Origin of the sequence: Ancylobacter sp. TS-1, from assembly GCF_009223885.1 — a bacterium.
Taxonomy (GTDB): domain Bacteria; phylum Pseudomonadota; class Alphaproteobacteria; order Rhizobiales; family Xanthobacteraceae; genus Ancylobacter.
Genome location: NZ_CP045144.1, coordinates 3,726,861 through 3,739,236 on the forward strand (window position 1 = coordinate 3,726,861; position 12,376 = coordinate 3,739,236).

Genomic DNA, 12,376 nt, shown 5'->3' on the forward strand with positions numbered 1-12,376 from the left:
TGACGAGAGCGAGACACCACCATGCGCCTGACCCAGGGAGCCTTCTCCTTCCTGCCGGACCTCACGGACGAGCAGATCGCCAAGCAGGTCCAGTACTGCATCGACAAGGGCTGGGCGGTGAACATCGAGTTCACCGACGACCCGCACCCGCGCAACACCTATTGGGAGCTGTGGGGCCAGCCCATGTTCGACGTGCCCGACGCCGCCGGCGTCATGTTCGAGCTGAACGCGTGCCGCAAGGCGTACAAGGGCCGGCACTACATCCGCCTGAGCGCCTTCGACTCCACCCATACGTGGGAGTCGCTGCGCCTGTCCTTCATCACCGACCGCCCCGCCGAGGAGCCCGGCTTCACGCTGGAGCGCCAGGAAGTCGAGGGCCGGTCGATCCGCTACACGACGCGCGCTTATGCCGCCAACCGCCCCGAGGGCGCGCGCTACTGACACGTGCCTTAACGCCGTCCGCGCACGCCGACCGTCCTGCGCGCGGGCGACGTCCCTGATCCGTCGGTCTCCCTCTACTCCCCCGACGGAAAATCGCGGTCGTCCGGTTTCCTCCCCGACCGCGAGGGACCGGTTCCGGAATGCCGCGCCCGGAACCGGTCCCCCTTCTTTTTTGCCCGATTGCCGTCCTCCCGGACGATCCCGGACGGCCGCCGCGCCGCCCCCGAGGCGACAAGGGAATGAATGGAGACATCGCCATGGACGCCATCACCGACGCCCCGCCCGTCCTCGTCGACACGGTGGACCTGCGGGCCGAGTTCGCCAGCAGCGGCCTTGCCGAGGTGCTGGGCCAGCTCGACCGCGAGCTGGTCGGGCTGGTGCCGGTCAAGCAGCGCCTGCACGAGATCGGCGCGCTGCTGCTGGTCGACCGCGCCCGCGCGCATTTCGGCCTTCAGGCGGTTAGCCCGACCCTGCATATGAGCTTCACCGGCAACCCCGGCACCGGCAAGACCACGGTGGCACTGCGCATGGCGGAGATCCTCCACCGGCTCGGCTATGTCCGCAAAGGCCACCTCGTCACCGTCACCCGCGACGATCTGGTCGGCCAGTATATCGGCCACACCGCGCCGAAGACGAAGGAAGTGCTGAAGAAGGCGATGGGCGGCGTGCTGTTCATCGACGAGGCCTATTACCTCTACCGGCCCGAGAACGAGCGCGACTACGGGCAGGAGGCAATCGAGATCCTGCTGCAGGTGATGGAGAACCAGCGCGACGACCTCGTGGTGATCCTCGCCGGCTATTCCGACCGCATGGAGCGGTTCTTCACCGCCAATCCCGGCTTCCGCTCGCGCGTCGCCCACCACATCGACTTCCCCGACTATTCCGGCGGCGAGCTGGAAGCCATCGGCGGGCGCATCCTCGAGACCATGAACTACCGCATGAGCCGCGAGGCGGAAGAGGCGTTCCACCGCTATGTCGAGCTTCGCATGCAGCAGCCGCATTTCGCCAATGGCCGCTCGATCCGCAACGCGCTCGACCGCGCCCGGCTGCGGCAGGCCAACCGGCTCTTCGCCAGCGAGCGGCCGGTGACGGCGGACGATCTGGTGACGCTGGAAGCCTCTGACATCCTCGCCAGCCGGGTCTTCTCCGGCGGCATCGACAGCTACCCGCCGCTGCGTCCCGCCAATTGAACTCTCCGCATCCGTAAGACCTTCCTCTCCCCGTCGGGGAGAGGTGGCCCGCGAAGCGGGTCGGTGAGGGGAACGCGATTGCCGGATGTAAACGTCCCCCTCACCCCAACCCTCTCCCCGGCGGGGAGAGGGGGCGAGACGTTCCAGCCCATGACGGCCGATACACGCCAGGAGAGACCCCATGCCCCTCATCGCCCCTTCCATGCTGGCCTCCGACTTCTCCCGCCTCGGCGAGGAGGTGCGCGATGTGGCCGCCGCCGGCGCCGACTGGATCCATCTCGACGTGATGGACGGGCATTTCGTGCCCAACATCACCTTCGGGCCGGACGTCATCAAGGCCATGCGCCCGCACACCGACAAGGTGTTCGACGTGCATCTGATGATCGAGCCGGTGGAGCCCTTCATCGAGGCCTTCGCCAGGGCGGGGGCGGACATCATCACCGTGCAGGCCGAGGCGACGCACCATCTCGACCGCTGCCTCCAGCTCATCCGCTCGCTTGGCAAGAAGGCCGGCGTGGCGCTGAACCCGGCGACGCATGAGAGCGCGCTGGCCTATGTGCTGGACAAGGTGGACCTCATCCTGCCGATGACGGTCAATCCGGGCTTTGGCGGGCAGGCCTTCATCGCCGACGTGCTGCCGAAGATCTACCGCCTGCGCGCGATGATCGGCGAGCGGCCGATCCATCTGGAGGTCGATGGCGGCGTCACCGCCGAGACCGCGCGGCTCTGCGCGGCAGCGGGCGCCAATGCGCTGGTAGCCGGCTCGGCGGTGTTCCGCGACGGGCGCGAGGGCTACGCGGCCAATATCGCCGCCATCCGCGAGGCCGGCCGGCAGGCGCGCGGGCGCGCCGCCGCCTGAGCGCGCCTCAGTTGAAGGCGTCCTCGGTCAGGTTGAGGATGATGATCTGCCGCGCGCTCGCCGGAATCGAGGGCGAGGCGCGCATCTCGATGGCGATCGCCGGGTGCTTCTTCTGGATGATGCTGGCAACCCGGTTCGCCATTTCCTCGGTGGTGCCGAAATAGGACATGGTGTTGCTGGTCGTCTGCACCACGCCGGTATCCGAGGTCACCACGTCGAAGCCGGCCGCCTTGAGCGGGGCGGTGAAGCTGTCCAGCTTCGCCTGCGACACGGCGTTGACCGGCGCGAAGATGCGCACCGTGTAGCCGGCGCCGGGCAGGGCGGGCGGCGCCTCTGCCGGGGCTTCCGTCGCGCCGCCCGGGGCGGCCAGCGCGGTCTGGCCGGGGCGGGGGGAATGAGCGCGCTGTCGGCGGCCGGGGGCACCTGTGCAGGCGCGGGGGCCGGCGCCACAGCCACCGGGGCGGCGGCGCGGGCGGCCTCGATCGAGGCCAGTTTTTCGGCGATCTCGCTTTGGGCGCTGCGCAGGGCGCCGATCTCCTCGCGCAGGCTCAGCATCTGCGCGGCGAGGAAGCCGGCGATCCCCAGCACGGCGACGAGGACGATCCCGTAGAGCACGGCCAGCGCGGGATGGGATGCGCGGGCCGGCGCGGCCTCGGCCCTGCGGCCCTCGATCTCCAGCCGGCGCATGTCGACCTTCAGCCGCTCGATGCCGAGCCAGCGCTGGAACGCCTCCGGCTCGACCGGCGGGCCCTTGGCGCGGTTCGGCGGGCTGGCGGGCGCGGCGGCGCGCGGGGCGCCCTCGGGCGCCGCCGGACGCGGCTTGTTCGGCTCCAGCGAGGGCTCGCGCTTGTCGGTCATGTCGTGCTCCTGCGCGGACGCCTCCCGGCGTCCGGCCTTACGGCGGTATCCTCGTGGGCGATACTACCGCAAGGTCGGGGCGCCGCCGACACTTGCCTGCGGTTTTGGTAAAGCGCGCCGCTGGCGCGGCCCCGGTCAGCCCGGCTGGGCAGGGGCCGGGCGCCGCTTCACGCGCGGGCGCTTCGAAATCCGCCCCTTGATGATGCGCAGCACGACCACGGTGAGGATCAGCATGACCACCGTCACGCCGACCATCAGCAGCAGCCATTGCGACTGGCTGGCGGCGCCGAATTCGCTGGCGCCCTTGCCGGCGAGCCAGCCGGGGGCGAGCATCACCGGCGCCCACACCACCGCCGAGGAGACGTTGGCGATCTGGAAGCGGCGCTGGTCCATGCGCATCATGCCGGCGACCAGCGGCATGGTGGCGCGCACGGGCCCGAAGAAGCGGCCGGCGAAGACCGAGGCGAAGCCGAAGCGGCGGAAGAACAGGCGCGCCTGCGCCACCTGCTCGCGATAGCCCAGCAGCGGGCGCCGGTGCACCACGCGCGGGCCGAGCCAGCGGCCGAGCCAGTAGGACACCACGTCGCCCAGCACTGCGCCGACGATGGCGCCGCCGATCACCGGCACCGGCGAGATGATGCCGCTGCCGATGAGCCCGCCAATGGCGAGCATCAGGGCGGTGGCGGGAATGACGAGGCCGACGAGCACCAGGGACTCGCCGAAGGCGATGATCCCGATGACGATCGGGATCAGATAGTCATGACTTTGCAGGAACGCTGCCACATCCGCGGTAAGAGCTTCCATGTCCTCACACTGTCGGTTTCGCGCTCAATGTGAGGGCGAAGATGTCGGCAGCAAGGCCGGCGCGGGCACTCTCCGGCCCCTGCGCCCTGCGCGGATCGTCGCGGGGGCCGGGCCGGGGCCCGGCACGGCGCTAACCATGGCGCGCGATCGCCGGCGCCGGGCACCGTCCGGGGCAGGGGAAGGATTGAGCGCGGGCGACAAAGCCGCGATGATGGCGCCTCGTCTGCCCGCGCGCCGGGCGCCGCGGAGACCCGCCCGCCCATGCTGAGCCGCCTGCTGCGACATCCGGTGCTTCTGATCCTGGGGACGGTGGCCGGCCTGTTCGGGCTCTACGAGATCAGCGTGCGCTACTTCGCCTATACCGGCGACGCCTATGTGATGAGCGACATCGTCGTCATCTCCTCGGAGATCGAGGGGCCGGTCTCGCGGCTCGCGGTGCAGAACAACGAGGCGGTCGCGGCGAACCAGCTCCTGTTCGAGATCGAGCGCACGCCCTATGCGCTGAAGGTGCAGGAGGCGCAGGCCGCCGCGGCGCAGGCGAAGGCCGACCTCGATCTCGCCAATGACGAGGTGACGGCCGCCCGCGCCAACCTCACCTCGGCGCTGGCCGTGCAGACCAACGCGCAGGACCAGCTCGGCCGCGTCAGGGCGCTGGAGAAGGAGGGCTTCTCGCCCGAGGCGACGCTCGACATCGCCACCCGCGACGTCGCCACCGCCGGCGCCAATGTGCTGGCCGCCGAGGCGCAGCTCAGCGTCGCCACTCGCCGCGTCGCGGTGGCGGGCGCCCTCATCGGCTCGGCGCAGGCCGCGCTCGGCAAGGCTCAGTACGATCTGTCGAAGACGGTGATGACGGCGCCGGAGCCGGGGCGCATCGCGCCCTTCGTCACCCGGCAGGGCGACTATCTGCGCGTCGGCACGCAGGTGCTCGCCATCGTCACCGAGCGCCGCCGCCGCGTGGTCGCCAATGTGAACGAGCGCTACCTCTCGCGCATCCGCCTCGGCCAGAGCGTGCTCCTCACCCTCGGCTCCGATCCCTGGGTGCTGCATTGGGGGAAGGTCAGCGGCATCGCCGCCGGCGTCGCCCGCTCGGCGGAAAGCCCGGGCGTGGTGCCCTATGTCGAGCCGACCACCGACTGGGTGCGGCTGCCGCGCCGCTTCCCGGTCGAGATCACGCTCGACCTCTGGCCCGACGACCTGCGGCAGTTCAACGGCGCCGACGCCCGCGTCCTGATCCTGTTCTGAGGGAGGGGGCGGTGGACGACATCACCCGCCAGGCTCTCGCCACCGCCTGCGGCGTGCTGGCCGCCGTCTTCATCGCGCTGCTGATGGGGTTGCAGGAGCCCTACTGGGCCGCGCTCAGCGTGATGATCATCGCCAATGTCGACCGCGAGGCGCTGTTCACCAAGGGCGTGCTGCGCGTCGGCGGGACCCTGATCGGCGTGCTCGGCGGCTATTATGTCGGCCAGTGGGCCGAGGGCTTCGACGCCATGCAGATCGTGCTGGTGGCGATCGCCGCCGCCGTCGGCACCTATGGCCGCCAGCGCAGCGCCTATGGCTATGCCTGGTTCTATGGCGCGCTGACCTTCATGCTGGTGCTGCTCTACACCATGACGCAGCCGGACCAGCTCTACGCCTTCGCGCATTACCGCTGCTACGAGATCGTCATCGGCGTGGTGTGCGGCACGCTGGCGAGCTGGGCGCTGGGGCCGAATGCCGGCGAGCTGCATGCCCGGCTCAAGGCGCAGGCCGCCGCCACCAGCGCGCCCAATGCCGAGCGCCAGTCGCTGATCGCCGGGCTCGGCGCCTTCACCATCGTCGTCATCTGGTCGCTGTTCGACCTGCCGCAGCTTCCGCAGGTGCTGATCTCCAGCCTGATCGTGGTCGACAGCGACCCGCTCGCCACCCGCCATCGCGGCGCCCAGCGCATTTTCGGCTGCATCATCGGCGGCACCGCCGGGCTGGTCGTCATCCTCGTCGACGCCACCCATCTGTGGTGGTGGGCGGTCATGCTGTTTCTCGGCGTGTTCTCCTTCGCCCGCATCCATCTGAGGAAATCGGCGGAGGCCTATATCGGCACCCAGTCGGCCATCGCCTATCTGGTGACGCTGGTCGGCGCCGGGCCGCCCGTCTCGCTCTATCCGCCGGTCGACCGCCTCATCGGGATCGTGATCGGCGTCAGCATCATGACGGTGCTGGTCTGGGCGCTCAATCCGCCCAAGCTGGCCGGCCGGTCGGCCTGATCAGTCGCGGGCAGGCGCAGGCGCAGGCGCCGGGACGAGGGTGTCGACGAGGGCCGGCACATCCGCCCCGCGCGGCACGGCGAGCCAGCGGCCGGGCTGGCCGGCGGGGATGATCACGGCGGCGTTCTTCGGGCAGATGTCGAGGCAGTCGACCTCGACCACGGCGAGGCGCGCGCCCTTGCGGCGGGGCTTCTTGGCCGGCTTGCCGCCTTCGCGCCGGGCGATCTCGGCCCTGAGCGCGCGGGGCAGCGAGAGTTCGCCGTCCGGGCCGAAGCCGCCATGGAGCTTCTTGGCGCATTTTCGGCAGACGAGGACCACGTCGGTCCAGTCGGATCGGATCGGCTTCATCGGCGGCGGTGTCCTTCGCCGCTGCATGTGGCACCGCCGACGCGCTTTGTCGATGCGAGAGCCGGCCGGGAAGCGTAGGATCGGTGTGTCGAGGGGGGCAGTACGACACCCCGACCGACGGCTTCCCAGCCGGCGACGAGGCTCACTCCGCGGGAAGAGACGCGGCGTGGGCCTCGCCGTGCTGCCGAAGCGGGCGGTTGCCCGCCAGACGCCGCAGCAGCACGTAGAAGACGGGCGTGAGGAACAGCCCGAAGAAGGTGACGCCGATCATGCCGGCGAACACGGCGATGCCCATGGCGTGGCGCATCTCGGCGCCGGCGCCGGTGGACAGCACCAGCGGCAGCACGCCCATGATGAAGGCGAAGGACGTCATCAGGATCGGCCGCAGGCGCAGCCGGCTCGCCTCGATCGCCGCCTCGACCGGGTTGCGGCCCATGAATTCAAGCTCGCGGGCGAACTCGACGATCAGGATCGCGTTCTTGGCCGACAGCCCCACCAGAACGACGAGGCCGATCTGGGTGAAGATGTTGTTGTCACCCCCGCCCATCCAGACGCCGAACAGCGCCGCCCCCAGGCCCATCGGCACGATCAGGATGATCGCAATGGGCAGCGTCAGGCTCTCATACTGCGCCGCCAGCACCAGGAAGACGAGCAGCAGGGCGAGCGGGAAGACGAGGAAAGAGGAATCGCCGGCCAGGATCTCCTGATAGGTCAGGTCGGTCCATTCATAGTCGAAGCCGGGCGGCAGCACCTCCGCCGCGATCCGCGCCGCCGCCGCCTGCGCCTGGCCCGAGGAGTAGCCGGGCGCCGGCGAGGCGTTGAAGTCGGCGGTGAGGAAGCCGTTATAGCGCTGGGCGCGTTCCGGCCCCGCCGTGGTCTCGACCCTGAGCAGCGCCGAGAGCGGGATCATCTCGCCGCTGTTGGAGCGCACCTTCAGCTTGCCGATGTCCTCCGGCCGGGCGCGGAAGGGCGCGTCGGCCTGCGCCCGCACCGAGTAGGTGCGGCCGAACTTGTTGAAGTCGTTGACATAGAGCGAGCCGAGATAGACCTGCAGCGTCTCGAACACCGAACTGATCGGCACGCCGAGCTGGCGGGCCTTGGTGCGGTCCACATCGGTGAAGATCTGCGGCACGTTGATCTGGTAGGTGGTGAACTGGCCGGTCAGCTCGGGTGCCGCCATGGCCTTCGCCATGAAGGCGTTGGTCACGTCGCTGAGCGCCTCGTAGCCGCGTCCGGCGCGGTCCTCCAGCTGCAGCTTGAAGCCGCCGACGACGCCGAGGCCCTGCACCGGCGGGGGCGGGAACATGGCGATGAAGGCGTCCTTGATCACCCCGTACTTCCCGTTGAGCTGCTGGGCGATGGCACCGGCGGAAAGCTCCGGGGTCTGGCGCTCCTCGAACGGCTTGAGCACCGAGAACACGATGCCGGCATTGGACGAGTTGGAGAAGCCGGCGATCGAGAGCCCCGGGAAGGCGACCGCGCTGGCGACGCCGGGCTGGGCGAGCGTGATCTCGGTCATCCGGCGGATGACGTCCTCGGTGCGGTCGAGCGTGGCGCCGTCGGGAAGCTGGGCGAAGCCGACCAGATACTGCTTGTCCTGCGCCGGCACGAAGCCCGGCGGCACCGCCTGGAACAGCCACCAGGTGGCGCCGAGCATCACGGCGTAGAACACCATGACGAGGCTTTTCACCTTCAGCGTGCCGCGCACGCCGCCGCCATAGCCGCGCGACCCGCGCGCGAACACCCAGTTGAAGCCGCGGAAGAACCAGCCGAACAGCGCGTTGATGACGCGCTGGAGCATGTCCGGCTTGGCGTCGTGGCCGCGCAGCAGCAGCGCCGCCAGCGCCGGCGACAGCGTCAGCGAGTTGATCGCCGAGATGACGGTGGAGATGGCGATGGTGAGCGCGAACTGGCGGTAGAACTGGCCCGACAGGCCGGTGATGAAGGCGAGCGGCACGAACACCGCCACCAGCACCAGCGCGATGGCGATGATCGGGCCGGACACCTCGCTCATCGCCTGATAGGCGGCCGCGCGCGGGGAGAGCCCGTTCTCGATGTTGCGCTCGACATTTTCCACCACGACGATGGCGTCGTCGACCACGATGCCGATGGCGAGCACCAGGCCGAACAGGCTCAGCGCGTTGATCGAGAAGCCGAACAGGTACATCACCGCGAAGGTGCCCACGATCGAGACCGGGACCGCGAGCAGCGGGATGATCGAGGCGCGCCACGTCTGCAGGAACACCACCACGACGATAACGACCAGCAGCACCGCCTCGAACAGCGTGTGCACCACCGCCTCAATGGAGGCGTCGACGAAGCGCGTCGTGTCGTAGACGATGGCGAAGTCGACGCCTTCCGGCATCGTCTTCTTCACCTCGGCCATGGTCTCGCGCACCCTCTCGGCGATCTCCAGCGCGTTCGAGCCGGGGGCCTGGAACACGCCGAGGCCGACCGCCTGCTTGTTGTCGAGCAGCGAGCGCAGCGCGTAGTCGGCGGCGCCGAGTTCGAGGCGCGCGACATCGCGCAGGCGCACGACCTGCCCGTTGGCGCCGGTCTTCACGACGATGTCGCCGAATTCCTCCTCGGTCTCCAGACGGCCGCGGGCATTGATGGTGAGCTGGAGGTCGACGTCCGACTGCGCCGGCGAGGCGCCGACGATGCCGGCGGCGGCCTGCACGTTCTGGGCGCGGATCTCGTTGACCACGTCGCCGGCGGAAAGCCCGTGCTCGGCGATCTTCTGCGGGTCGAGCCAGACGCGCATGGAATAGTCGCCGCCGCCGAAGATCTCGATCTGGCCGACGCCGCTGATGCGGGCCAGCCGGTCCTTCACGTTCAGCACCGCGTAGTTGCGCAGATAGGTGATGTCGTAGCGGTCATTGGGCGAGATGAGGTGCACGACCATGAGGAAGGTCGGCGAACTCTTCGCCGTGGTGATGCCGAGCGCGCGCACCTCTTCCGGCAGGCGGGGTTCCGCCTGACCGACGCGGTTCTGCACCAGCTGGGTCGCCTTGTCGGGGTCGGTGCCGAGCTTGAAGGTGACGGTCAGCGTCATCACGCCGTCGGTCGTCGCTTGGCTGGACATGTAGAGCATGTCCTCGACGCCGTTGATCGCTTCCTCGATCGGGGTGGCGACCGTGGCGGCGATCACCTTCGGGCTGGCGCCCGGATAGGTGGCGCGCACGATGACCTGCGGCGGCACGACTTCCGGATATTCCGAGATCGGCATCACCCGCAGGGCCAGAAGCCCCGCGAGGAAGATCAGTACGGAGAGGACGCCGGCAAAGATCGGCCGGTCGATGAAGAACTTGGACAGATTCATAGCGTCCTCCCCCAAGGAGGCAGAGCGTCGGCGGCTGGATCAGCGCGCGGCGACGGAGGTGGTCGGGTCCTGCGCGCCGGCGGCGGAGGCGGAGGCGGTTTCCATGGGAACGATCTCCGGCGCCAGCAGGGCCCCGGGACGCACACGCTGCAGGCCGTTGACGACGATGCGCTCGCCTTCCTTCAGGCCGTCGACGACGACGCGCAGCCCGTCGCTGGGCTGGCCGAGGCGGACCTGCCGCCAGACGGCCTTGTTGTCGGCATCGACCACGAAGACGAACTTCTTGTCCTGGTCGGTGCCGATGGCGCGCTCATTGACCACCAGCGCCGGCTCCGTCTTGGCCCGGCCCATGCGCACGCGGGCGAACTGGCCCGGCACGAGGCGGCCGTCGGGATTGTCGAACACCGCGCGCAACCGGAACGTGCCGGTCGCCGCGTCGACCTGGTTGTCGACGAGCTGGAGATGGCCGCGCACCGTGCGCCCGGCCGTGGTCGCCGTGGTGATCTCGACCGGAATCTGGTCGATCTCGGTCAGCGCGATGTCGTGATCGCCCACCGAGGCCAGAGCCTCGGCCACGGCGCTCTCGTCGGCATCGAAGCTGACATAGATTGGGTCGACCGAGACGAGGCTGGTGAGCACCGGCGCCGACGCGCCGGAGGCGACGAGATTGCCGACCGTCACCTCGATGCGCCCGATGCGCCCGTCCACCGGCGCGCGCACCTCGGTGTAGCCGAGGTCGAGCTTGGCCGTCTGCACGGCGGCCTCGGCCGCGCGCAGATTGGCTTCCGCCTCGCGGAAGGCATTGGTGCGCTGGTCGAGGTCGCGCACCGAGACGACGCGGGTGTCGACGAGCTGCTTGCCGCGCTCCAGCTCGCTGCGGGTCAGCTCGACACGCGCGGCGGCCGCCTCGCGCAGCGATTCGGCCCGGTTCAGCGCCGCCTGGAAGGGCTCGGGATCAATGCTGACGAGCAGGTCGCCCTGCTTGACCAGCGCGCCCTCGCGGAAATGGATCTTGTCGACCGCGCCGGAGACGCGCGAGCGCAGCTCCACCACTTCGACCGCGCGCAGGCGGCCGGAGAATTCGTCCCACTTCATGGTGTCGCGTGCCTTCAGCACCGCGACCGAGACCGGCATGGCCATGGGCGCGGCCGCTTCCGCCGGCGGATCGGTCGCCAGCGCCTCGCTGCTCGGCCAGGCGAGGAAGACCGCCGCGCCGGTGGCCAGCACCGCGAGGGAAAGCGCGATGCCCGCCTCGCGCCAGCGGCCGCGTGCGGCCGGCTTCGTGTCGTGGCCGATTTCGGCGCGCGCGAGCGTTGCGGGGACGGCGTCGGTACCGTTTGTCTCGTTCATCATGGCGGATCTCCCGGCCCTCAGGCCCGAACGGTGCGAACAGGTGCGGCGGAATTCTCCGCCAGGAATTTCCGGAACAGGTCGCGCAGGACCGTTTCCCAATGAAGGTCGGCCTCGATGGCGGCATCCATGCCGAGGGACGGGGTCTCCGTCTCGGTCAGCATGTGGCTCTCCACCGCGACCCCGCAGTCGCGCAGGCGGCGCGCATAGGCGACGCTCTCGTCGCGCATCGGACAGTCTTCCGAGGTGACGATCAGGGCCGGCGCCAGCCCGCCCAGGCGGCGCGAGCCGAGCGGCGCCGCATAGGGGTGGGCAGCATGTTCGGCGCCGCCCAGATACAGGTGCCAGCCGTCGACCCATTTGCAGTGCGCCGCGCCTGCGGCGGCCGCGTGGATCGACTGCGTGCAGAGGCTGGCGTCGACCATCGGCGACAGCAGGATCTGCCCGGCGACGGGCGGGGCCTGCTGGTCGCGCGCCATCAGCGTCAGCGCGGTGGCGAGATTGGCGCCCGCCTCCTCGCCGGCGACGAACATGCGCGCGCCGCGCCCGGCCCATTTGCTGCGGTCGGCATAAAGGCGGCCGAGCGCGGCGAAGGCGAGGTTGAGCGCGGCCGGGAAGGGGTGCTCCGGCGCCAGTGGATAGTCGATCGAGATGACCACGGCGCCGGCTTCCGCCATCAGGCGGCAGACGCAGGCGCTGCAATCGAGATCGCCGTCGGTGAAGCTGCCGCCGTGCAGGTGCAGGACCAGAGCCGCCGGGCGCAGCGGCGCGCCGGGACGATAGACCCGCGCGGTCAGCGCGGCCCCGCCGATCTCCAGCTCTTCCTCGGTCCACAAAACGGTCATAACGCCCCACAATCGGGCTGCGGAGCTTCTCCGCCACCCGATCCCGTCGCTGTTTCATGCTGCGATGCCGCGAAACCTAGGACCGTTTCGTTCTCGGAAAAATAGCCAAAATCGGATAA

12 protein-coding genes are annotated in these 12,376 nt (G+C 69.7%); 5 read left to right on the top strand and 7 right to left on the bottom strand.

The genetic code is table 11. The features are described from left to right. The first annotated feature begins 21 nt into the window (after positions 1–21). The 3 genes from GBB76_RS17560 to rpe all read left to right on the top strand — a co-directional run bounded on the left by GBB76_RS17560 (position 22) and on the right by rpe (position 2,490). Complete coding sequence (locus GBB76_RS17560) at positions 22–441, top strand: ribulose bisphosphate carboxylase small subunit (RefSeq protein WP_152304494.1); 420 nt, start codon at positions 22–24, stop codon at positions 439–441. 257 nt (positions 442–698) lie between these two features. Then, entirely contained in the window at positions 699–1,631 is a 933-nt protein-coding gene (cbbX, locus tag GBB76_RS17565) for a CbbX protein (RefSeq protein ID WP_152304495.1), read from the top strand. A 181-nt stretch (positions 1,632–1,812) separates the two neighbouring features. Next, the gene (rpe, locus tag GBB76_RS17570; protein ID WP_152304496.1) at positions 1,813–2,490 is read left to right on the top strand and encodes a ribulose-phosphate 3-epimerase; all 678 of its coding nucleotides are present in this window, start codon (positions 1,813–1,815) and stop codon (positions 2,488–2,490) included. Positions 2,491–2,497: 7 nt separating this feature from the next. Here rpe and GBB76_RS17575 read toward each other — a convergent pair whose 3' ends face one another. The 3 genes from GBB76_RS17575 to GBB76_RS17585 all read right to left on the bottom strand — a co-directional run bounded on the left by GBB76_RS17575 (position 2,498) and on the right by GBB76_RS17585 (position 4,152). Next, on the bottom strand, positions 2,498–2,761 hold the full coding sequence (locus tag GBB76_RS17575) for a hypothetical protein (protein ID WP_152304497.1): 264 nt from the start codon (positions 2,759–2,761) through the stop codon (positions 2,498–2,500). Then, positions 2,698–3,348: a hypothetical protein gene (locus GBB76_RS17580; protein WP_152304498.1), complete on the bottom strand. Its 651-nt coding sequence runs from the start codon at positions 3,346–3,348 to the stop codon at positions 2,698–2,700. Before GBB76_RS17580 ends, GBB76_RS17575 begins: the two co-directional genes overlap by 64 nt. Before the next feature lie 135 nt (positions 3,349–3,483). Next, the gene (locus GBB76_RS17585) at positions 3,484–4,152 is read right to left on the bottom strand and encodes a DedA family protein (protein WP_152304499.1); all 669 of its coding nucleotides are present in this window, start codon (positions 4,150–4,152) and stop codon (positions 3,484–3,486) included. 261 nt (positions 4,153–4,413) lie between these two features. Between GBB76_RS17585 and GBB76_RS17590 the strand changes: the two genes are divergently transcribed. Next, the gene (locus tag GBB76_RS17590; RefSeq protein WP_152304500.1) at positions 4,414–5,394 is read left to right on the top strand and encodes an HlyD family secretion protein; all 981 of its coding nucleotides are present in this window, start codon (positions 4,414–4,416) and stop codon (positions 5,392–5,394) included. Positions 5,395–5,405: 11 nt separating this feature from the next. Further along, positions 5,406–6,392: an FUSC family protein gene (locus GBB76_RS17595; RefSeq protein ID WP_152304501.1), complete on the top strand. Its 987-nt coding sequence runs from the start codon at positions 5,406–5,408 to the stop codon at positions 6,390–6,392. On the opposite strand, the gene GBB76_RS17600 is transcribed toward GBB76_RS17595, so the two are convergent. From GBB76_RS17600 to GBB76_RS17615, 4 genes are all read right to left on the bottom strand, one after another. Beyond that, positions 6,393–6,740, bottom strand: a complete 348-nt coding sequence (locus GBB76_RS17600) for a (2Fe-2S) ferredoxin domain-containing protein (RefSeq protein WP_152304502.1) — start codon at positions 6,738–6,740, stop codon at positions 6,393–6,395. A gap of 142 nt (positions 6,741–6,882) precedes the next feature. Continuing rightward, positions 6,883–10,062: an efflux RND transporter permease subunit gene (locus tag GBB76_RS17605; RefSeq protein WP_152304503.1), complete on the bottom strand. Its 3,180-nt coding sequence runs from the start codon at positions 10,060–10,062 to the stop codon at positions 6,883–6,885. A gap of 39 nt (positions 10,063–10,101) precedes the next feature. Beyond that, positions 10,102–11,415, bottom strand: a complete 1,314-nt coding sequence (locus GBB76_RS17610) for an efflux RND transporter periplasmic adaptor subunit (RefSeq protein ID WP_152304504.1) — start codon at positions 11,413–11,415, stop codon at positions 10,102–10,104. A 17-nt stretch (positions 11,416–11,432) separates the two neighbouring features. After that, positions 11,433–12,257, bottom strand: coding sequence for an alpha/beta hydrolase (locus GBB76_RS17615; protein ID WP_152304505.1), 825 nt, complete (start codon positions 12,255–12,257; stop codon positions 11,433–11,435). Positions 12,258–12,376 lie beyond the last annotated feature (119 nt).

What these genes read in the sequence shown, in the direction of transcription:
- GBB76_RS17580 (WP_152304498.1), bottom strand. Translation starts at nt 3,348, where the DNA reads ATGACCGACAAGCGCGAGCCCTCGCTGGAGCCGAACAAGCCGCGTCCG.
- GBB76_RS17610 (WP_152304504.1), bottom strand. Translation starts at nt 11,415, where the DNA reads ATGATGAACGAGACAAACGGTACCGACGCCGTCCCCGCAACGCTCGCG.
- rpe (WP_152304496.1), top strand. Translation starts at nt 1,813, where the DNA reads ATGCCCCTCATCGCCCCTTCCATGCTGGCCTCCGACTTCTCCCGCCTC.
- GBB76_RS17615 (WP_152304505.1), bottom strand. Translation starts at nt 12,257, where the DNA reads ATGACCGTTTTGTGGACCGAGGAAGAGCTGGAGATCGGCGGGGCCGCG.
- GBB76_RS17600 (WP_152304502.1), bottom strand. Translation starts at nt 6,740, where the DNA reads ATGAAGCCGATCCGATCCGACTGGACCGACGTGGTCCTCGTCTGCCGA.
- GBB76_RS17605 (WP_152304503.1), bottom strand. Translation starts at nt 10,062, where the DNA reads ATGAATCTGTCCAAGTTCTTCATCGACCGGCCGATCTTTGCCGGCGTC.
- GBB76_RS17560 (WP_152304494.1), top strand. Translation starts at nt 22, where the DNA reads ATGCGCCTGACCCAGGGAGCCTTCTCCTTCCTGCCGGACCTCACGGAC.
- GBB76_RS17585 (WP_152304499.1), bottom strand. Translation starts at nt 4,152, where the DNA reads ATGGAAGCTCTTACCGCGGATGTGGCAGCGTTCCTGCAAAGTCATGAC.
- GBB76_RS17590 (WP_152304500.1), top strand. Translation starts at nt 4,414, where the DNA reads ATGCTGAGCCGCCTGCTGCGACATCCGGTGCTTCTGATCCTGGGGACG.
- cbbX (WP_152304495.1), top strand. Translation starts at nt 699, where the DNA reads ATGGACGCCATCACCGACGCCCCGCCCGTCCTCGTCGACACGGTGGAC.